Origin of the sequence: Methanobrevibacter sp., assembly GCF_045577275.1 — an archaeon.
GTDB lineage: Archaea > Methanobacteriota > Methanobacteria > Methanobacteriales > Methanobacteriaceae > Methanobrevibacter.
Map to the genome: position 1 here is coordinate 13,672 of NZ_JAZNIB010000252.1, position 19,381 is coordinate 33,052.

The following is a 19,381-nucleotide window of genomic DNA, read 5'->3' on the forward strand; positions in this document are numbered from 1 at the left end:
TTCATATCATCTCAATAGTTATATTATTACTTACCCCTTTTTCATCATCAAGAATGGGAATATAATCAGTAGGATAATTAAAAGTTATGCTTTTCAATTCTGGAATTTCTTCATCCAGGAATACGGCTAGTTTATGAGGTATGAAATCCTCCCCTATTTCAAGCCCTATATAATACATCCCATCATTAGTGTATCCTCCATCAATGAATGTCTTTATGGAGGCCAGTATTTTTGATTTGATTTGCTCTTTTTCAACTGCACTATAAGGGTTTATCTGGTCAATGTCAACATTAATTATAGCATAAACATCTATCAGTTTTTCAGTTGGTGCAAACATTATAATATCTTCAGTAGCTTGAGAAACAATATTTTGCAATCCCTCATAAGCTTCGTTTAATTGGTAATCTGTTCCAGGGTCAATAATGACTTTAACTGTACCTGTAACATCCCAATTAGGTACAATACGGTAACCGTCAATACCATCAAAACTTGCAAAATAATATTCATAAGCTTCATTTGACCCTTTTAGATTGATTTTTATCCAATTCTTCAATAATTCCCTATACTGGGAGTCTGTGTAAGTTTCACTACCTCCAGATGAAGATTTCATATTAGTGCATGTTATGTTTCCTTCAATGTCAAATTCTGATTCAATATTAGTTAATGTGTTTTCAATTACTTTGCTGCTTATTCCTGGTTCCAATGCTATTGCTTGAACAGTTGCGCTTGTTTCGTCAATTGGAATGTATACTTCTTCAAGTGTCCGGTATTGTATTCCCTTTTCTGTTGAAACTATTATCTCATCAGTTATGATAATTTCCTCTTCGTTTTGTATTTGGCTTATTGTGAAAGTGATTTCTGCCATAGCATAAGTTGCCATTGGCCTTGATATTCCCACAATCTTCCCAAGGTTATCCAAGTCTTTGCCTTCAGCAATGTCTATATCAATACTGTTGTAGACTGCAGTTAGATCTTCATAGAATGATGCAAACATTTCTGCTATCACTGATTTGTCCATAACATAATAGTTGCTGATATCCTCTTTATTTTCAATGTAACTGGTAAAATCTTCAGCATGACTTATAAGTCCGTTTTCTACAGAGTCATTTAACATCTTTTCAAAGATTTCTTCATAATATTTTTGAGAGTAATTCATATTTCGACACTTCCTTCCACTATTTCATCATTAATGCTTGTTACATTGAAAGTTATTTTGTATGCATTATCTTCGGAATCGGTTACTTCAATCCAATTCACTTCCAGTATTCTTCTCATTTTTTCAAGGATTTCAATGACAAATAGTTCAATCTTATATTCTACCATTGGCGATTTATTTGCTTTAATCAATTCATGTAAATGGCAACCAAATTCCTCATATAATGGATTATCTTTAAGCTCTCCATATCTTGTCATTATTGCAATACATATAGCATTATGAAGTGATTGATTTCCAGCAACATTTACATAATCTCCGTTTTCCATCTGAAGATCCCAACGATTGAGTGCATCTGGTTTAATTTGAACATCTTCATTTAATGATCTGTAAAATCTATAATCATCACTTTCAACATCAACTGCCAACACCATCTAGTATCAACTCCCTTGAGCAAGTTCCTCTTTTAACTCTTCCAACATTTGATCAATTTCCTTTTTAGTGTAAACATCAGCAGGATTAACATATTCCTCTTCAATCATATCTTCATCCATTTCCCCAGTATTAATAGTCATGGAAGTTGGTAAACGAATGTCTAATCCATCATAACCAAATTTTATAAAAAACTCATTGGTTCCTCCTTCAGTACATATTTTCAAGTTGCCTTGAGATGCTGGATTGATTCCTATTAACTCTTCATTGTTATAATATCCTAATAACAAATATTCATCATCAAAACTATTGATATCCACAATAAGGCAATTTAAGTCTCCACGTGGAATAATGCATTTTTCCTTCATTTCTTCATCAAAGATTAAATCCCCATTGGGAGTGTAAAAATCAATTAATTCTCCACCAAAACGGTGCAATATTTTGCATAAAACTTTTTTATTAGAATTTGATATTTGCACTTCGGCTTTATCAAGATGAGGGTAAAACTTTGTTACAACACCAGCAGATATCTTTGAATCATCTATTGCTTCTTGAACTATTCTTGTAGTTTCATTTTTCACAATTTGACCAATACTATTTGAGAAAGCTTGTTTCATGCGGCCTTGTGTAACCGTAACATTATCTGACTTCATAATTTTTCCCTCCTTTAATTGTTAGTTGTCTCCTCTTCAGGTTCTCCCAAACTTGGAGGATAATCAACAAGAGCTAAACTACAAACCCAGTTTCCATCATCATCTTCTTGAGAAACTTTTATGATGTACATGTAATCATCAATATTAAAGGAAGGAAGATAAACCCTGCACCATTTCCCCACTTTCCATTTAGAATTTCCTAAGACTTTGCATTCAAGCTTATGCCCATTGTCACGACGTAACTTTGCCCATTCAAGTCTTGCAAATGATTGCGCTTCCTTAAGAGTTTTAGAGTTTTTAGCCGAGATTGTGGAACTGATTTTCCCAAAACGTTTTATTAATGAATCATCCTGAACAGTGATGATATGATTATCATAAATGACTTTCAGATGATTAACTGTGGAAGGATTTACATCAGTTACAGTTACAGAATCATAGAAAATATCCTGGGATTCAATAAGTGATAATTCTGCGGTGGATGGATCACTAATCTTTTGAACATAAACAGTATCATCACGAATAAAACATTCCACATCACCATCCCAACCAGATAAAACATCTCTTAATGCTTCTTTAATGCTTGTTGCAGAATTGGTATTTGATGTTGAGTTTGTTTCTCCACCCATTGCCTTTACTAGGTTATTACCCAATTCTTCTGCAGATGCTCCACAAGCATAAGCAATATAATCGGAATATTTTTCACATACTTCTGCGGTTGTCATTCCAACAATATCTGAAGTGAAAGATTTTGAGGAATAATCATCTGATGCCTTCTTAAGTTTTACTGTTTTTGCAGCTTCACATGTGCAGGTTTTCTTGTTTATCCATCCCTGAAGACCAAAATAACAATATTTTGTATGATAATATCCGTTTTTCATACCTGTGTAAAAGTCCTTATAGGTTTGTAGGTCTGCACCATTGACAAGAAATACAATTATTTTGCCCTTATTTTTCTTTTTTCCCATTAATTTTTGAGAGTTTCCAGGACCGACATCTGCTAAAGTAACTGTATGTCCTGCTTTTTCGAGGATTTTCTTAATAGTTCTCTGTGTTTTTTTATCTTCCGAGACTTTGTTTTTATCACAACCAAGAATAATGCTTGACAATAATCACACCTCTTAACAACTTGGTTTATCTCCACATTTCTTAGAATATTTTAATCCTTTCCATACTTGGTTAATTTTTCTTTGACGACTTGTTGCATCACTTTCATATTCCTTTCCATCGATAGTGATGATTGTCCAGAAATGGTTAGGACCATGGACTACTTGTGATTCAAGTCCTGCACTACGATACATTGCACAACTCAATAAGGATGTGTCTGCACAATTATTGTGTAAGCTTTTAAGTGCAGCACTGGCCGAATCTTTTTTACTGCATTTATAAGAAGAGTATTTATTGTTTTTTCTTAACCATTCATGAATAAGAACCATTTTTTTATAATCATCCGTTTCATTTCCAATGATCTCTTTTACCTTAGCATCTATGTCTTCACCTTGCCCTCCAGTAGTGGAAGAGCTTGTAGAAGAAACATTAGTGTAATCGATTGAATCATCCTTTAAACCTTTCGTATTGATTTTGCATTTAAGGCCGGAAGATTCAATAATTCTTTTAATGATTTTAGATCTTTTGGTTTTTTTGAAAGTGAATTCTTTTTCTTGATCAAGTAATTTGCTCATTCCGCTAATTTTCAGTTCAATGTTGTCTGTAGAATATTTCTGTTCAGTGATGAATCCAAGCAAAACCGTATTTAAATCTTCCCATTTAATATTTTTATCTTCATTTTTCCATGCTTTTTTTAGACAAACCTTTTTGCCCTTGAAAAATCTTTGTTCGTTAACATTTGGGAAAGCAATAGACCCATTTGAGCTTATGTCTTCATAGTCCTGTTCAAATGAGTTTTGAAGAATATTATCATAGTAGGCAATTTCCGTTATTTGCCCATTATGCAATACAAAACCTTCTTTTTCATCTTCTTCAGTTGTTCGTTCTATGTTTGTGTCTTTGGTTTCGTATATTTCTAGGCCGGATTTTGCTAGTTTTACTTGGACCATAATCATATCCTCTCTATTTTTTTGCTTTTTTCTTAGATTTGGATTTGTTTTTAGAATTGGATTTTTTACTATTCCTATTGGTGGTGACTTTAACTTTCTTCGGCTTAGGAACAGTGAAATTCTCACCAGGAATATTGGACTTTGAGCTTGGAATCTCAGTGACAGTAAAGTCCAGGACCATATGGTTAGGGGATGATTCTTCAATGTTCTTTTGGATTAAAACTTCTGCTTTTAATTTACCTCCCATATATGGAGAAATAACTTCTGCTGTATTAGATACGATCTGTCTTAAAATTTTTTCATAAGCATCTGGTCTGTTTTCAGGGTGATAAATAGTGGTTGTGAAACTGTAGCTGCGAGGAACATATTTCCCTTTAGTCACTATTTCAGTACCTCCCAATATACTGTTCCGATTCAATTCACGCCTATTATATGCTTCATCAGAACTAATATTTTCTGCAAAGAAAGGATAACCATTGATTTCAATGTTTTCACTGACATTAACTTTAATATCTTTATACATATTAACCATGTTTTATCATGCTCCAGTTACTCTAATATCTGTAATGCTGTCTAAACTTTCTAATGCAGTGATCATTATTTGCTGTGCTTCCCTTTCAGTTTTGTTACGTGCATCAACATTTACTGCCCCTTCACCAACAATAATGGTTACATTACTATAAGCTCCGTTACCTGGCACTTGGCTTAAGATAGTTTGCAAAGATCCCATTTGACTGGAAGTGAAATCACTAATGGAATTGTCTAATCCTAAACCAAGACTTGGATTGCCGAAACCTGTAAGAATGCTATTACCTAATCTGGCTCCAGTTGCTTTCATCACACCATACTTACTAGTCATAGCCTCTTTAATATAAGCTACTTCATCCATCATAGTATGTGCAAGGTTACCTGGAGAACCAGGGTTGATAGCAGGCTGTGATTCAAAACCTTCTTTAACTGCTTTACCTAAGTCTACACCAGCATTATAGAATTCTTGTCTTTTGTCAGTTATAGCAGATAAGGTGTAACCTAATTCTGTAGACATTGTTTCCTTTAGTTTTAAGGCAGAATTCATACCATTGGTTGTTGAAGTTCCAATATATGCTCCTCCAGTCCATCCACTGCTAGCAGCACTGCTAGTGGCAGAGGTTATTGCCCCTTGAACAGTGCCAGTTAAAGGGGATAAACCGGATTTGACGCCATTGACAATTTGGGAACCAATGCTCATACTAGGTGCAGAGAAACCAGATGCGCTTGAAAGAGTGTTTTTTAAACTTTCCATAGCAGTTTGGATAGTTCCAAGTATGCCTGTGGAATCTTCACCAAGTGTGATTCCACTTAGTTTACTCAATTCTGTCGCAGCATTTCTTACATTAGTTACTGCAGTTGTAATTGTTTCACTGCTAAATCCTTCCATTGTTGGTACATTTGTCATAGATTTAACTACTTCTGAAACTTTTCCAAGTGCTGTGTTGATTTTTGTTATTTTCTCTGTTACATCCTCATTAACATTGGCAATAGTTGAGAGGCTTGCCAATCTTACTGAAACCATTCTAAGGTCATTTCCAATATTTGTTATGGCTGTTGCAATATCTGCTCCGCCTAGATCCATAAAGCTATCCCAATTGGTATCATCACGAAGCTTACGTAATGATTGGAATGCATCGCTAACACTAGTCAAAGCATCTGAAACAGATTTAATCTTAGTTCCAACATCCTTAGGAACTTCTTCTAAACCAGTGAATTGCCTTAATGCTTGGCTTGCTTTAACAATGTCCCCTTTTACATTAGTTAATGCAGTTTGAATATCCGCTCCACCAAATATTTGGCCTAATGCACCATCCCAGTTTACTCCATCACGAACACTACGTAATGCTTCCATAGCTTTTCCTACACTAGCAAGACTATCACAGACATTCTGAATATTACTGGCAGTGGCATCATCAAAAGGTTTTAAATCTTTGAATTCCTGAAGTTTACCAGAAGCACTTATGATATCATTTTTAGCCTGTTCTAAACCATCTGTCACACTTCCGAAACCGAGAGCCCATGCAACAAAATCACTGAATCCTGTAGTGATGTTAGTGGAGGTTAATGCCATCATTGCATCTGAAACTGAATTTAAGCTTTTACCAATGTTTTGTAGATTTTTAGGAATTGAATCATCAATGGAAACTGCACTAAATTGCTGAAGTATACTTGCTGCTTCTGTTAAAGTATCAGTAGCCAATTGAAGAGGAGCAGTCATTCCGAGGAAACCGCCAGTTATATATGTTAATCCAGTCATGAGACCAGCAAATGACATGGCTCCCATAGCTAGACCTACCCATGCAATGCCTTCAGCTAATTTTTTAATGCTATCAACCGACTTGGATAAATCTATATCATCAAAGTTTAATGCATCAAATACTAACTGAATTGCTTTTAGTCCGAGCAATGCTTCTGCAGCTAATGCAACTGCAATAGGAATCATAACCGCTATAACTGCTGCAAGACTTAATAAGGGTACAATCATGCTTGTAAAACTTGCGGATAATCCGGCCATTATTCCGCTGCTTGCTTCCACTTCTGCACTTACAACTGCTGCTTTTGAACTTGTAGAACCAATTCCTGCAGCCGCATCAACAGTTTCTTCAGTACTCTTAAAAAATTTACTGAATAATCCTTTAGACTGTGTTTTTTCCAAGTTTTTGCTAGTTTTACTTGACACATCCTTCAATCTATTGGATTTAATATCTAAATCTTCATATTTCTTTTCAAGCAATGCAGTTCTGTAATCCGCTTCATTTATACTGCTAATTTGATGATCTAACATGTCTTGAAGATATTCTGAGGAATTATCTTTTAAAAAATTTCCTCCGGCATGAGCTTGAGCTACTTGTATAGCTTCAGGGGATAAATCAGTGAGGATAGATGCAGTTTCACTAGCAGTAGTAACTGTTTCAGTAGTTTTGCCAAAACTTTTTATCATGCTTGCAGCACCACTGGCTGCATCTTTAACTGCAACAAAACCCTCTTTTAAATCTTTGATTCCTTGAACAGTAGTGGAAACATTCCATAAACCTTGGTTCATTACTTCAATAGCTCCGCCAGTAGCAAGAATGGACCCTGCAAGAGCCCCTCCAGTTTCCTCATCTATCTCAATAAATGCCTTTTTAATTTCTTTCAGTTGCGGTAAGAATTCATTACCTATCTTTTTTCCTGCACGGCTAAAAGATTTGCCTATTAATGCATCCAAACCTTGATTAGTATCCATTAATTCATCAGTATCACCAATGACTTTTTCCACTGCAGCCATATACCCTTTAACATCATCTTCCTTCCCAGACCAAAGATTGGTCCTCATTAAAGCGTCTTCACTCACACCATACTGGTCTAGACTTGCAAAAGCACCTTTAATACCCTTGCTTAAGTCCATCATAGCACCTTGTGCAAGGTCAGTACTTCCAGTCTGTGCCAAAACTGCTGCACCAAAGTTAGCCATTTCATCAGTGATGCTTTCAAGTTCCTTATCTGAAGCACCAGTAGCGGAACTAAATGCATTCATTGCAGGAATTAAATCTTGCATAGATGTCAAACTTTCATTAGTAACATTATCTACCGTTTTATATAATGAATCAGCAGCATTCTCCGTGTCAGTCATCATTCCAATTAAAACCTTGTTAGTTTCAGCTTTGGAACTGGTGCCTAAAATGTTATCAAGTGCTGATTTTCCGGTTAATCCTTGCAAAGCATTATCAGATATGGCGCTGAAATTCATCATAGAATTGCTTATGCTTGACATTGATTTGGAAAGGTTGCTTGCCATTCCTTGAAAACTGCTGTCAATATTCTTTGCAACATTTGAAGCATTATCTCTAGCTGCAATAGTTAGCATTATCTGCTCATTAAGATTAACCATTCTGCATTATCTCCTTAATTTTCTTCTTAATCTGTTCTTACGAGCTTCTTCTTTTATTTCTTTAGCCCTTTTTTGTTCATTTTTCACTTCTTCACCATACTTCCTCATGAGCAGCATTATCTCTAGATCATGGGAAAAGAACCGGTTCATTACTTCAAGTATTCCGATACCATAGTGTTTTGCTACACGAAAGTAGACTTCCCCTAGGAAACTATCTAGGAGTTGGAAAAAGCTCTTCTTCAGTTTTATCACTGATGTTGAGTTTTTCTTTTATCTTATTGAACAATAATATTCTTGTTGGAAGGTCTATTTGCTTCCAGAAATCCAATTTTTCTGTGTATGGTTTTTCTGGATCATCAACAAAATCAACAATGCGTGCAAGTATTTCTGTAATATCCTGCGCATTTCCTTCATAATCCATTACCTTTTCATTGATTTTGTCCTGAATATGCTTCATCATATTGGTCTCTTCAGGACTTAAATTGTTTCCACCATTTGCTGCTTTTGCATACACTCTTTTTTCAGTGTCATTAAGGTCTCTGAAAACTCTTGTTTGGGTGTCAAGCAATCTAATGTAATCTGAATCAGGCAATTGTTTAATTTTAAGTTTTAATCTGAATGTTTCATCACCAATATGGTAATTCATATCGATGCGGAAACGGTTAGGGTCATTTAATAATCGTAATAATTCATCACTTGTTTTGATGATTCTCAAGTTATCATCCAAGTTTTTTTCTATGCTTACTACATCATAATCATTGAAATGTGGCCTGTATCTTGCCAGTAATTCTTTCAAACTGGATAATTCATCTTCAGTGAATTCTTCATGATTTATGCATTTGTCTACAAGTTCTTTTTCATTTGGTTCTAAGTATTCGTAAGGCAGTCTTTTGCATTCCTCTGGGAATCTTGTTCTGAGGTTATGTTTGTCTGCTGCTTTAGTGTCAATTTCATTCATCATAAAAATAATCTCTCCTGACTGTATTAAAGGATAAAAAAAGGGATATTAATTGCATTATAATAAAAAATTAAAAAAAAGAAAATAAAATAAAAGTGGATAAAAAAATGAGGAGTAAATTTTTATTTAAGATTTATCTTGGTAATTCAAAGCCTAAAGCAGTACCTGAAACATCAAGAGTTACTCCATCATCCCCATATGAAAAGTTAACTTCACTGATTCTTGCATTGGTCATAGTGCCCACTGCTTTGTAATCTCCATCAGGGCCAAAACGGAAAACTCCTATAGGGAAAATTTTCTTTTTGAGTTTTGCTTCAACGAGGAAATCATAAAATTCTGGTTCAACACCTGAAGCTCCCCATTCATATGTGTTCTTGGTACGGCCGTAACGGATAGGGTCTGCACTATTTGTTACGCTTTTAGGGTCTCCGCCATCTTCACCAAGGTCCATGTTAAATTCATTGGAATAGATTCTTTCTGAATCAATTCTCATTTCTGCCATTTCATAACTGTTATCTGTAGGGTCTATTTTAATAGCCATGCTTAAGCGCCTCCACTAATTGCATTAGGTTGTTCTATATACATGCTGAAACCAATGAGTAAAGTACTGTTAACTGGTACTGCCACACCTTCAGCATGCAAATCCCATGGATTAACCTCATCTTCAACCACTATAATATCGGTTCCGTCTTTCATTATGCCTTCACGTATTTTAGCATTGACCAATACATCCAAGTCAGATTGCAAGTAATTGATATTGATTTCAGTTTCATTACGTTTCAACTGTGTGTACAATTTCATATATGCTTCACGTATGAGTTGATCCACATTTCTTCTTGCATGCAATAATGCATCATTAGGCCTGCTATCTGGAGAAGCTGCAAATGCAGTGCTTACTGCAAGGTTGATTCTTGGATGGATTTCAGAGCCTGCTCTTTCATCACGATTGAAAATCACTCCTGCAGCTTGCAATTCATCCTCTTCCTCAGGGGTTCTTTCAATGAAAGTTCCTGGTGAAACACTACGATAATCAGTGTAACCTGGTTCCTCTTCAGGAGGCGTATTTAATACATTAGCGACAGTCTTTCCAAATAAAAGGAATTCACATAATACAGCTCTGCTGTTTTGAATATAATTTGTTTGACTGTCATCTGCAATTTGTTTTAATTCTGCATCTGTGCATCCTTCGATAGTGAAGTATGCCACTCTTGGATTACCTGTCTGACTGTCATCTATGATTTTGTCAACTGCAGAATCCATGAGACTGGTAATGGTTGCTAAGGTGTGGGATTTTTTAAATCCTACGAATACTTCTGCTTGCACTTCTCTTTTGCTTTTTGCTAATGTCATTGCATTAGTCCAGTCAGCAGTTTTAAGAGCAGGGGTTTCTCCAGTAGTCATACCAGTTCCGAGATCTATAACATACACATAAGGTACACTAAGTTCGTCTGAACTTTTCTTTTTGTTTTCTTCAAAGAATTCTTTTAAAAATGCAAGTAAAGGGTTGTTGGTGGTATCAGTTCCTAACCCTCCGTTTGCTACTGTGGCATTGCATGCAGAAAAGTTTTTAAACTTTTGGATGCCTGATGCAGGATTTGCATTGTTGGAGATTCCGATAATTATTGGGATTTCCCCTCCTGTTCCTGAAAGGGTTGGATTGGAAGTCCCTTCAAAATATTTTACTTTTGGAGTTTCTGTAATAGCCATAAGGTTTCACCTTTAGTTTATAAATTTTTTAATAATTTTTTCTAATTCATCATCTGTAATGCTTGGTTCAATATCCTCTTTCCCATATACAGATTCCTCATAGCGGTATTGTTTGAGTAAACCTGCAAAAGATAAAGCACCAACTATAACATGTTTTGAAGTACTGTTTTCTTTTACTGCTTCAAAAAGGATTTTCTTCTCCTTCTTTAGCTTTGGAGCAGCATCAGTTTTTTTAGTACTTTCTTTTTTGGTTGTCATAATAAATCCTCTCTAATATTTATGGAGTCATAAGTTTTTCCACCAATTCGATAGAAAGTGTAATATTCCATTTGAGTTTTAAAAATGGTTCTGAGTATTGTTTCGCTAGTGTCTAGTTCATCCAAATCTGTTACACTATTAATTGAAAATGTTCTTTTTACAATGTTGTTATGCTTAAAGAAAGATTGGTAACTCTGGAGGTTTGGGCATTGCTTTTTGTTGGTTCGTCCGTTGAGTGTGTTTAACGCTTCACATTCATTCATAGTTGCATTGCACTTACTGTTTACTGGGTTGAAGTTGGCACAAGCGCTGTAGTGATTAGCTTCTGCCTTAAGTATTCTGTTATTGATTTCTGTGATTAATGTTTGGCGCTCTTCTTCTGAGTTGCACCAAATGTTAATCCATATATCTGCAGAATATCTTTTGCTGATATACTGGACATTGTCAATTTCAACATATTTCTGTTTGATTATTGATTCATCAGCCAATGAAACATTTACACATGGAGTTATGTCACTTGGCCTGTAGCGATTCCCTGTGTAAATCTTATTATCTTGGACTGTTAAATGTCCACGTAGCAAATCTATGAATGCCTTTTCCAACTTATGCATTTACTCAAACACCCCACTATTTTTAAGTTCTTCATGAATATACCTTGTGAGTTTAGGCCCTACTTTCCTAGCAGTTCGTGTTACAAAAGGGTTAGGACTCATTTTGCTGGTTCCATATTGGAGATAAATCCAGTAAGGAGGGTTGTGCAAGGAACTGTGTATTTGGCCTTGGCATTTCCCTGGTTTGAATTTGCTAATGCTCCTACGAAGGTTACCTGTGTCAATCGGAGCTTCACGTCTCATAGTGTTTTCTGCATCATGTAATGTGTGGTCAACGGCAGTGTCTAGTGCATCTTCATATCCTCCTTCTTTTAATCCTAATTTTTTAAAATAGGAATCATCGAATTTGATATCTACACTAAAGTCAGCCATTACTCCTGCACCTCTTTTCTTTGTCTTTTTATAACCATTTCCTTATGAGGTATCAATCCATGATTGCAGTTTTCTATAGACCCAATTATCTCATACTTGGCATCATTGATTCTTAATTGGTCGGTGTCATTGATTTCTACAGTTTCATCCATGATGACTCTGTAGGTGTCTTGGAGTATCTTACCAAATTCTCTCAAGGATGATGTAGGAGAAATGAGTTGCATGTCTACACTTATGGTTTCCTTATAGACATATTCATTCTGCGAACCATAGTAATCGAAACTTTCATTTTGACAAGTGTATATATCCATCTCTTCATTGGGAAACAGGACTGGCATCTTATATCATCCTCACCAAACAATTGTAACGGTTGCGCAAATCAGCAATCATATTCTGAATAGTCGCACCCTTACTTAGACTGGTATCATATGAAACACTTACATTGATTTCTTTTACACTGGAAACATCCTTTTTCCAATCAGTATCAAGTTCATGTTCCATCATCAAGTCAATTATAGGGTTAAATTCAGTTTCAGGCAAACCGTAAGTATACTCAATGTATAAAAGATTCCCAGAATATTCATTAGGCAAATGAATTATTCCTTCATCTTCAATTATGATAATTTCCTCAAGATCCAGGGCATTGCCATCAATTTTCAATAGTTCAACTGAACGGATTGGAAAGTAAGACAATATTATTTCAGAACCTTGGAAATTTCTTTCTAATTCTTTAGCGGATTTAGGTATGAGAGGCAAACCTACTTCAACTTCCAAACGTTTTAGAAGTTTGTCTTTTAGGACATCTTCATTAATATTGCTTTCATCAGTCATCGGACTTTTTCACCTCTCAAAAAAAAAATTAATGTTTAAAAATTAAAAAATCAAAAGTTTAAATTTTTATCCTGTTCCTTCAGCTTCAGGAACATTAACAGTCACATTGTAAGGAGATGCAACTTCCAAACTGGTATCGATACCTTTAATCATACCATTTCTGAACTCAGCAATATTATTGGCAGTGGCAAAGCTGACAACTGCATTTTTAGTACCGAGCTTATTGGTTGGCAAATTGGTCATCAAGGTAGGTGCAAGTAAACGTTTAACTTCAATAGTGGAAGAATCAACGAATAACATCACATCTTTGCTGTTGATTTGAGCCAAGTTGGAATCAATAAGGATAGGGATTTCAGAACCATTAGGAGCTTCATAAGCTATAACCCTGTGACCTAATCCAATATCAATCTTATCGTTGAAACGTCTGTATGGAGCAACTAATTTCTTGAGTTGTTTTGCAACAGCATTAGTGGTGACAATACAATCAACTACACCTCCATTGCCGTCAATGATACTGGTTAACATGTCATCAATAGCATCTTCGCTAATAGGTTCATCAGCATCAAGAGTATCTACATTGGTAGAGACTTGTTTGGTGAAACCTTTGAAATCTTTAGCAGCTGCAGTTCCTGCACCTTGCAAAAGGGTGCTATCCAATTGGTTAGTGACTTTAATGAAACCTTTGTCGATTTCCCTGGCAAGGATATCAATTGCATTGTTACCCATTTGAGCCATCAAACTGACATCAATAGGGTGAATCAAGGTTTTCATCTTGCTAACTTCTTCTGCATAAGAGGAAGCGGTTTGAGTTGGGATGTCATCTGATTCGTCAATCCAACTTGCAGCACTGTTATCTGTTTCTTTGTAGAAACCTGCATAGGTGGAGCCGAAACTGTCATCTACACGGCCTTTGGATTCAAGGAATCTGAAGTATGGTGCTTTTTCAAACACTTTACTTTTAAGGTCTGGACTGTATGCGATTTGACTGGATTGCGGTGCATTATCAGTAGTCATCATGTCTTTTTTCAAGTCTTCATAAGCTTTGCTTAAAGCTTGTAATTGTTTGTTTTGAGAAGCAAATTGTGCTTTAATCTCATCTATTGCGGTCATAAATAATCTACCTCGGTATAAAATAATTCAAATTCATTCAATTTTTTTGTGGAGAAAAATTAATCTTGATTTAATAAGGCTCTGATGAATTCATCTTGAGATTGATTAGCGAACATTTGCTCTGCAATCTGTTTGCTAGTCATACCCTCATCCTCAGACTCTTCATCTTGCAAGTATTTTTCTTTTACATCATCAACATGGAATTTTGGGTCACGGTTATCGCCTAATTCTTTGAAGAGTTTTCCCATGGATTCATCCATTGCTTTGGTGACTGTAGATTCAATGAAGGATTTCATTTTCTCTTCATCTATTCCATTTTCTTCTTCATCTTCGTCTTCATCAGGTTTTCCTTCATCATTAGAGTCAGCTTTCAATTTATCAAACTGGTCTTTAATGATAGTTTCTAATTCTTTGCTCACTTGATTTACAGTTTCACGAGCGATTTCTTCTTGTTTAGTACTCATCAACTCGTTAAAAAGGTCTACTGCATCATCTTTAGTGAAAACATCAGACTCCTCTTTAACATTTTTCTGAGTTTCATCAAATTTTTGTTCTTCTGACATTTTATCATCCATTAAGTTTTTTCGTATAACATGACATGCACCGGTCAAACACTTGGACTCCACTACACCATTACTTGCAGTTATGGTGCCGTAGGTGTCCCAATTGGCAGGCATACCAGTTAAACTGATTTCCAAAAGGTCAATATCCTTTATCTCCCACCCATCAGGAATAGTATTATACTCCTTAATCCGACCACCAATGCTGAGGCCAAGATTGATACCAATGTCCAACATTTCCTTTATCTCAGCTGCAAACTTGGAACGGATAACAGACTTGATCTTCAACACATTCTCATCTGTATCCATCACTTCCTTGATAGCGCCGATAATACCATCAAACAAGTCATACCTATGATCCCCATGAAGGTTCTTGCTGCTTGAGAGCAATTGTGTTTTCATGGAGTCAATAGCTGATGGCAACACTATATCCCCTTGAAGGTCCTTATTGGTGGTTGAGGCAACTCCCTCTATGGTGAGTGTTCCGTCAGGGTTTAACTCGTATGATTTCTGTGTGGATGGTGCATACAATTTAAATTGCTTTGTTATGCTTTTAGTTGACATTACTGTTCACTATCCATTCATAAATAGTTGTTTTTTTTTGAGGTGTGGGATTAGGGACTCAAACCCTTAAGTCATTAATGAAAAAAATTTAGTAAAAATTTAAAATTTAAAAAATATTATCCCACAAAAGAAAAATCTAAAAATTAATTAAACTTTATAAGTTTATAAAAATAAAAAGTAAATTATGTGTGAAGTAGATAAGAATAAAATTGAAATAATTGTAGCAGATTATGAAAACTTGCAAAATATAGATTTTGATTGTGGGGATGATGATTTAAATGAGTTTTTATTAGAAAATTCTTTTATTAATTTAAATAACAATTTAAGTGTAATATATTTATGTAAGTATTATGATGACATAATTGGGTACATAGCAATTTCATCAGATTCTATTTCCCTCGAAGAAAAATTAGAAGTGAGATATCCCTCATATCCAGCTATTAAAGTAGGTCGTTTGGCAATAGCTAAAAATTACCATAGAAAAGGAGTGGGTTCTTACTTATTACAGTGGGTAGATGGATTATGTTTAGAACTACAAGAGCAAATTGGTTTGAGGTTTGTGTCTGTAGATGCTTATAATGATGGGAAAGTTATAAAATTTTATAATAAAAATTCATTTAGGGCATTATTAAAAGATAATGAGGATAAAGAAAATATCCCTATGTATAAAGATTTACATATTTATAACGAATAACAATTTTTATTTTCTAATCCTATTTGATTTAAAAATTTTTGTCACATCTGATCTAGATGGGGCATTTCTTGCAATATAAGGTTTATTCAAATTTTTTATAAATCTTTTTGCATCCTCCCCTTTTAAAACAGGAGTTGCGTTAATTGGTTTTGCCATATTATCACCATGTCGTGTAAAATTTTCATAGTCTATAATTTTAATTTTATATATTAGTATATATAATTTATGGTTCCGTAGTATATAAAAGTTATTAATTGGTTTTAATAGTAATTGGTTGATTAAAAAAGGCCACTCACATAAGTGAAGTGACCAAAAATAAAAATAAAATGTAAAAATAGATTTTATAATTTAGATTCGTCAATAGGAATAGGATTATTAGGAGTTCCAAAAAGATCTGGAAGCCCACCTACATCCATACAGTATTCTTTCCATTCATAATACTTTTCAGGATCTTCCTGCCATAACTCCTTGATATAGGCTTTTTGTTCTTCAAGACTTTTTTCTTTTATGCGGCGAATTTTCGCCGTATTCCCCCAATCACCATAACCAGTATTTTCACGCCATGAATAATTCATAAAAACCCCCACATAAATATTCAATTTCATAAATAAAATTATATACTTATATTTTGTATGATCTACTTAATAAATATTATCTTCATATCAAAATCATTTAACACATCTTGATATTGTTCACAATATTTTTCTTTATCATTATCTACAAATTCACTAATTAATTTGTTATGTTCTGGATTATCCTCATCAAATTCCATATTATTCTCTACTTCAAAATCATCAATCATATTGTCTCTGATTTTATCAATACCTTTTTTTAATATAGAATTTCCATTTTCGTCTTTAATTTCAAATGCTTTTTTATTTTTTTCAGTTTCTTTATTTTTAATAATTATTGTCCCATAATCATTTGTAATAACCCCATATTTGATTCCTAATGTAGTAAAATTTACAAAATCATCAAATGAAGGGAAATTAGATGTTTTGAATGGATGATTATGAATTACAAATAGAAGTTCCCCATCTTTACCAGTTTCTTTAATCCATAATGGGAGATTTACATTATCAGTTTCCCAATCTCCAAAGCCTAAAAAAGTATTATTAATAAATACACTCATAAATTCAAAAAATACATTAGGCAATTCTTCTCTAAAATGAGATACAAGATTTGCAATCCATTCATCCTCACCATCATCGACAAAGTCTTTAATTTGATTAATGAAATACTCTTTATCAATTTCAGTTAATTTTTTTTTGGATACTCTGTGTTCATTACCTTTTAATGATGAAGAGAATAATCCCCTTAATGGTACTCCATAGGAATTATTATCAAATAAATGAACAATAATCGGATTTTTTGGAGGCTCTCCTTTTGTTTTCCATATGCTTGTGTATGTGCATCTGCAATTGGGATGGAATGGAGGGAACATTCCTCCTTTAAGTAATTCGAGGATATTGTGTATTTTTTCTTCTCCATGGTTCTCAAAGATTACTGGAGTATCTTCGTTGAACTCAAAAGCATAAGTTAAGCAAGTGTAACAGACATTGCTATCTTCAGCGGTTAAGATTTTTACTTCTGTGTATCCCTCGTTGACATAAGATTGCAGTATCCCTGTATTCTGGGCACGGCTTACTTCAGTCCTTGCTATCATCACTGCACGTTGCATAGGAGAAAATGTAGATCCATCAAGTCGTGTACCTAATGTATCTCTTATTTTAGGTGCCAGATTCTTTGGATTTTGACCAGAAATAATTCCGGAAATAACATTATTTTTTATTTGATAACGTGTATCAAAATCTATCCGAGTCATTAGTCCAAAATTATAATCTCGAACAAAATCTAAAGCTAGTTTGTCTGTATCTGAGAATCGGATGTGTTCTCTCATATCTGCATAACCTTTAGCCTTGCCACGATTATAAACTTCTTGCAACAATGCTTCAACACTAGGATATTTGCTTTCTAGAATCTTATCCCATTCGTCTTCTAGGGATTGGAAGAGTTCATGCTGATACTGTGCCTCCTCTTTGAACATCTGTTCTGCTTCTTCACTTTCCAACCAGTTAACCGCCTTATCTACTTGACTGTTGAGAAGGTTCATGATTGTGTTGTAGTATCTCAGAGTCCACTCATCATTGATGCTTTTAACACTAAACGCATCCCACATATCCAATTCAGTAAGAAGGATATGATTAGTTTTGATTCTTTCTTCAGAAATCATATTCATTACCTAATCTTTCCAGAGATAAAGCCTTCTTCAGCATTTTCACTTGTTCAGTCGGTTGAATCAAAGTAGAATCCTGAATGGCTTCAGGGCTTGCAGCAAGTGCAAACTGTGAGTAATTCATAGGGACATTACCCCACTCAACAGGAGGCAAACCATAACCAGACCTTACCTCATTAATGAAAGTGGTACCATTACGCAACTGCTTGTCCTCTATATCCGCACGGTTCAATTTGTTCTCATGATCTTCACGGATAAACTCAAACAGTTCCTGGAAACCACTTCGGCCAAGGTTCTTATTGAAGGCATCTTCTATCACACGGCAGTCCCCATTGATGACTTTGCCAAAGTTCTTGTCCTGAGACTCACCAGTCCCAGTACCAATATTGCCGGTCTCAATGATTCCCACCTTAGCCGGTGGAACACCAAACATTGTAATGATACGGTCACGAGCATACTGCAACAATGCCAAAAACTCCATATCCCTGTTACTGTTATTGGTGGCCTGATAATTGGCACCTTGAGTGACAATCATTCCTTTTTTCTCTTTCTCTTTCTTTAACCTAGCAATATTACCTTTGACAATGTTTGAGGATACGTCCTTGTCAAAGTTCAATACTCCTCTTGGATCTAGACCATGATTGGAGAAAATGTCCTTGTTATGGCCAAGACCTAATACTTCCAATGCTATGTCCATTGAAGCTGTATCGATAAGACTGGTTCCCCATTTGCTCCCACGGATAGTTATTTTCGGTTCGTAAATGTGTATGAGGTTTTCCGGCTCAAAGACATGTTCAGTGTTACGAAGGCGCCATGCTCCAAGTTCATAGTCATAGCCCATCAACTCGGTTGGTATGAAACGGAACCCATTAGGCACGTTTCCGAATAGTTTGTCATGGTTGACTTCTATGAATGCATCACCTGTAACCTTCCAGCTTGGCACTATCTGTTTGATGAATGATGAGAATGTGTCATCAGCATATTTTCCTCCAGGTGCATTGAAAAGGTCTGTCAGGTAATTCACTTTTTCAAAGTTGACCTGTTCCTTATTAGGATTATTGATTTGGTAACCTGTGCTTAGTATTTCATCACATATTACTCCACAACAGCGCCTTACCCATACGCAACTGTCATAGGCATCATAGTAGGTCCGTAGGTCTCCTATGTGTTTGTCTGGAGTGGTGAAACTCCACCCATATTCATTCATGAATACGTCTACCAAGCTGCTTCTTTCAGGTCTTCGTATTCCTGGCAAATGATTTTTTACTGTATCAATTAATCCCATAA

At 35.1% G+C, this 19,381-nt stretch carries 22 protein-coding genes; 1 reads left to right on the forward strand and 21 read right to left on the reverse strand.

The annotated features are described in order from the left end of the window. Window position 1: 1 nt before the first annotated feature. From ACKI67_RS07170 to ACKI67_RS07250, 17 genes are all read right to left on the reverse strand, one after another. Complete coding sequence (locus ACKI67_RS07170) at window positions 2-1,156, reverse strand: baseplate J/gp47 family protein (RefSeq protein WP_407462785.1); 1,155 nt, start codon at window positions 1,154-1,156, stop codon at window positions 2-4. Then, window positions 1,153-1,587, reverse strand: a complete 435-nt coding sequence (locus tag ACKI67_RS07175) for a hypothetical protein (RefSeq protein WP_407462786.1) — start codon at window positions 1,585-1,587, stop codon at window positions 1,153-1,155. Before ACKI67_RS07175 ends, ACKI67_RS07170 begins: the two co-directional genes overlap by 4 nt. 6 nt (window positions 1,588-1,593) lie before the next feature. Beyond that, window positions 1,594-2,238, reverse strand: a complete 645-nt coding sequence (locus ACKI67_RS07180) for a hypothetical protein (protein WP_407462788.1) — start codon at window positions 2,236-2,238, stop codon at window positions 1,594-1,596. A 14-nt stretch (window positions 2,239-2,252) separates the two neighbouring features. Beyond that, window positions 2,253-3,344, reverse strand: coding sequence for a hypothetical protein (locus ACKI67_RS07185; protein ID WP_407462789.1), 1,092 nt, complete (start codon window positions 3,342-3,344; stop codon window positions 2,253-2,255). Between the two features lie 12 nt (window positions 3,345-3,356). Then, the gene (locus ACKI67_RS07190; protein WP_407462790.1) at window positions 3,357-4,292 is read right to left on the reverse strand and encodes a transglutaminase domain-containing protein; all 936 of its coding nucleotides are present in this window, start codon (window positions 4,290-4,292) and stop codon (window positions 3,357-3,359) included. Window positions 4,293-4,305: 13 nt separating this feature from the next. Continuing rightward, window positions 4,306-4,824 (reverse strand): hypothetical protein, encoded by a 519-nt coding sequence (locus tag ACKI67_RS07195; protein ID WP_407462791.1) that lies wholly within the window; start codon window positions 4,822-4,824, stop codon window positions 4,306-4,308. Window positions 4,825-4,830: 6 nt separating this feature from the next. Beyond that, window positions 4,831-8,193 (reverse strand): hypothetical protein, encoded by a 3,363-nt coding sequence (locus ACKI67_RS07200; protein ID WP_407462792.1) that lies wholly within the window; start codon window positions 8,191-8,193, stop codon window positions 4,831-4,833. Window positions 8,194-8,404: 211 nt separating this feature from the next. After that, on the reverse strand, window positions 8,405-9,154 hold the full coding sequence (locus ACKI67_RS07205) for a hypothetical protein (protein WP_407462793.1): 750 nt from the start codon (window positions 9,152-9,154) through the stop codon (window positions 8,405-8,407). A gap of 130 nt (window positions 9,155-9,284) precedes the next feature. Further along, complete coding sequence (locus ACKI67_RS07210; RefSeq protein ID WP_407462794.1) at window positions 9,285-9,692, reverse strand: hypothetical protein; 408 nt, start codon at window positions 9,690-9,692, stop codon at window positions 9,285-9,287. A 2-nt stretch (window positions 9,693-9,694) separates the two neighbouring features. Next, on the reverse strand, window positions 9,695-10,858 hold the full coding sequence (locus tag ACKI67_RS07215; RefSeq protein WP_407462795.1) for a hypothetical protein: 1,164 nt from the start codon (window positions 10,856-10,858) through the stop codon (window positions 9,695-9,697). Between the two features lie 12 nt (window positions 10,859-10,870). Beyond that, a complete protein-coding gene (locus ACKI67_RS07220; protein WP_407462796.1) occupies window positions 10,871-11,116 on the reverse strand; it encodes a hypothetical protein in 246 nt (81 codons plus the stop codon). Continuing rightward, window positions 11,113-11,727: a hypothetical protein gene (locus ACKI67_RS07225; protein ID WP_304093941.1), complete on the reverse strand. Its 615-nt coding sequence runs from the start codon at window positions 11,725-11,727 to the stop codon at window positions 11,113-11,115. The genes ACKI67_RS07220 and ACKI67_RS07225 overlap by 4 nt, the downstream gene beginning before the upstream one ends. Continuing rightward, window positions 11,728-12,099: an HK97-gp10 family putative phage morphogenesis protein gene (locus ACKI67_RS07230; protein WP_304093943.1), complete on the reverse strand. Its 372-nt coding sequence runs from the start codon at window positions 12,097-12,099 to the stop codon at window positions 11,728-11,730. It lies immediately after the preceding gene. Then, window positions 12,099-12,437: a hypothetical protein gene (locus ACKI67_RS07235; RefSeq protein WP_407462797.1), complete on the reverse strand. Its 339-nt coding sequence runs from the start codon at window positions 12,435-12,437 to the stop codon at window positions 12,099-12,101. Before ACKI67_RS07235 ends, ACKI67_RS07230 begins: the two co-directional genes overlap by 1 nt. A gap of 1 nt (window position 12,438) precedes the next feature. Next, the gene (locus ACKI67_RS07240) at window positions 12,439-12,930 is read right to left on the reverse strand and encodes a hypothetical protein (RefSeq protein ID WP_407462798.1); all 492 of its coding nucleotides are present in this window, start codon (window positions 12,928-12,930) and stop codon (window positions 12,439-12,441) included. A 66-nt stretch (window positions 12,931-12,996) separates the two neighbouring features. Next, the gene (locus ACKI67_RS07245) at window positions 12,997-14,040 is read right to left on the reverse strand and encodes a phage major capsid protein (protein WP_407462799.1); all 1,044 of its coding nucleotides are present in this window, start codon (window positions 14,038-14,040) and stop codon (window positions 12,997-12,999) included. 59 nt (window positions 14,041-14,099) lie between these two features. Continuing rightward, window positions 14,100-15,164, reverse strand: a complete 1,065-nt coding sequence (locus ACKI67_RS07250) for a hypothetical protein (protein ID WP_407462800.1) — start codon at window positions 15,162-15,164, stop codon at window positions 14,100-14,102. 184 nt (window positions 15,165-15,348) lie between these two features. Between ACKI67_RS07250 and ACKI67_RS07255 the strand changes: the two genes are divergently transcribed. Then, window positions 15,349-15,858 carry a GNAT family N-acetyltransferase gene (locus ACKI67_RS07255; protein WP_407462801.1) on the forward strand — a complete coding sequence of 170 codons (510 nt, stop codon included), beginning with the start codon at window positions 15,349-15,351 and terminating at the stop codon, window positions 15,856-15,858. A 6-nt stretch (window positions 15,859-15,864) separates the two neighbouring features. On the opposite strand, the gene ACKI67_RS07260 is transcribed toward ACKI67_RS07255, so the two are convergent. The 4 genes from ACKI67_RS07260 to ACKI67_RS07275 all read right to left on the reverse strand — a co-directional run bounded on the left by ACKI67_RS07260 (window position 15,865) and on the right by ACKI67_RS07275 (window position 19,379). Beyond that, window positions 15,865-16,014, reverse strand: a complete 150-nt coding sequence (locus tag ACKI67_RS07260) for a hypothetical protein (RefSeq protein WP_407462802.1) — start codon at window positions 16,012-16,014, stop codon at window positions 15,865-15,867. A 185-nt stretch (window positions 16,015-16,199) separates the two neighbouring features. Further along, on the reverse strand, window positions 16,200-16,433 hold the full coding sequence (locus tag ACKI67_RS07265) for a hypothetical protein (RefSeq protein WP_407462803.1): 234 nt from the start codon (window positions 16,431-16,433) through the stop codon (window positions 16,200-16,202). 62 nt (window positions 16,434-16,495) lie between these two features. Beyond that, window positions 16,496-18,091 (reverse strand): phage minor head protein, encoded by a 1,596-nt coding sequence (locus ACKI67_RS07270; RefSeq protein WP_407462804.1) that lies wholly within the window; start codon window positions 18,089-18,091, stop codon window positions 16,496-16,498. After that, window positions 18,081-19,379: a phage portal protein gene (locus tag ACKI67_RS07275; protein WP_407462805.1), complete on the reverse strand. Its 1,299-nt coding sequence runs from the start codon at window positions 19,377-19,379 to the stop codon at window positions 18,081-18,083. The genes ACKI67_RS07270 and ACKI67_RS07275 overlap by 11 nt, the downstream gene beginning before the upstream one ends. Between the last annotated feature and the right edge of the window lie 2 nt (window positions 19,380-19,381).

What these genes read in the sequence shown, in the direction of transcription:
- ACKI67_RS07270 (WP_407462804.1), bottom strand. Translation starts at nt 18,091, where the DNA reads ATGATTTCTGAAGAAAGAATCAAAACTAATCATATCCTTCTTACTGAA.
- ACKI67_RS07230 (WP_304093943.1), bottom strand. Translation starts at nt 12,099, where the DNA reads ATGGCTGACTTTAGTGTAGATATCAAATTCGATGATTCCTATTTTAAA.
- ACKI67_RS07245 (WP_407462799.1), bottom strand. Translation starts at nt 14,040, where the DNA reads ATGACCGCAATAGATGAGATTAAAGCACAATTTGCTTCTCAAAACAAA.
- ACKI67_RS07265 (WP_407462803.1), bottom strand. Translation starts at nt 16,433, where the DNA reads ATGAATTATTCATGGCGTGAAAATACTGGTTATGGTGATTGGGGGAAT.
- ACKI67_RS07275 (WP_407462805.1), bottom strand. Translation starts at nt 19,379, where the DNA reads ATGGGATTAATTGATACAGTAAAAAATCATTTGCCAGGAATACGAAGA.
- ACKI67_RS07220 (WP_407462796.1), bottom strand. Translation starts at nt 11,116, where the DNA reads ATGACAACCAAAAAAGAAAGTACTAAAAAAACTGATGCTGCTCCAAAG.
- ACKI67_RS07175 (WP_407462786.1), bottom strand. Translation starts at nt 1,587, where the DNA reads ATGGTGTTGGCAGTTGATGTTGAAAGTGATGATTATAGATTTTACAGA.
- ACKI67_RS07195 (WP_407462791.1), bottom strand. Translation starts at nt 4,824, where the DNA reads ATGGTTAATATGTATAAAGATATTAAAGTTAATGTCAGTGAAAACATT.
- ACKI67_RS07170 (WP_407462785.1), bottom strand. Translation starts at nt 1,156, where the DNA reads ATGAATTACTCTCAAAAATATTATGAAGAAATCTTTGAAAAGATGTTA.
- ACKI67_RS07215 (WP_407462795.1), bottom strand. Translation starts at nt 10,858, where the DNA reads ATGGCTATTACAGAAACTCCAAAAGTAAAATATTTTGAAGGGACTTCC.
- ACKI67_RS07255 (WP_407462801.1), top strand. Translation starts at nt 15,349, where the DNA reads ATGTGTGAAGTAGATAAGAATAAAATTGAAATAATTGTAGCAGATTAT.
- ACKI67_RS07180 (WP_407462788.1), bottom strand. Translation starts at nt 2,238, where the DNA reads ATGAAGTCAGATAATGTTACGGTTACACAAGGCCGCATGAAACAAGCT.
- ACKI67_RS07260 (WP_407462802.1), bottom strand. Translation starts at nt 16,014, where the DNA reads ATGGCAAAACCAATTAACGCAACTCCTGTTTTAAAAGGGGAGGATGCA.
- ACKI67_RS07200 (WP_407462792.1), bottom strand. Translation starts at nt 8,193, where the DNA reads ATGGTTAATCTTAATGAGCAGATAATGCTAACTATTGCAGCTAGAGAT.
- ACKI67_RS07250 (WP_407462800.1), bottom strand. Translation starts at nt 15,164, where the DNA reads ATGTCAACTAAAAGCATAACAAAGCAATTTAAATTGTATGCACCATCC.
- ACKI67_RS07225 (WP_304093941.1), bottom strand. Translation starts at nt 11,727, where the DNA reads ATGCATAAGTTGGAAAAGGCATTCATAGATTTGCTACGTGGACATTTA.
- ACKI67_RS07190 (WP_407462790.1), bottom strand. Translation starts at nt 4,292, where the DNA reads ATGGTCCAAGTAAAACTAGCAAAATCCGGCCTAGAAATATACGAAACC.
- ACKI67_RS07205 (WP_407462793.1), bottom strand. Translation starts at nt 9,154, where the DNA reads ATGATGAATGAAATTGACACTAAAGCAGCAGACAAACATAACCTCAGA.
- ACKI67_RS07210 (WP_407462794.1), bottom strand. Translation starts at nt 9,692, where the DNA reads ATGGCTATTAAAATAGACCCTACAGATAACAGTTATGAAATGGCAGAA.
- ACKI67_RS07235 (WP_407462797.1), bottom strand. Translation starts at nt 12,437, where the DNA reads ATGCCAGTCCTGTTTCCCAATGAAGAGATGGATATATACACTTGTCAA.
- ACKI67_RS07240 (WP_407462798.1), bottom strand. Translation starts at nt 12,930, where the DNA reads ATGACTGATGAAAGCAATATTAATGAAGATGTCCTAAAAGACAAACTT.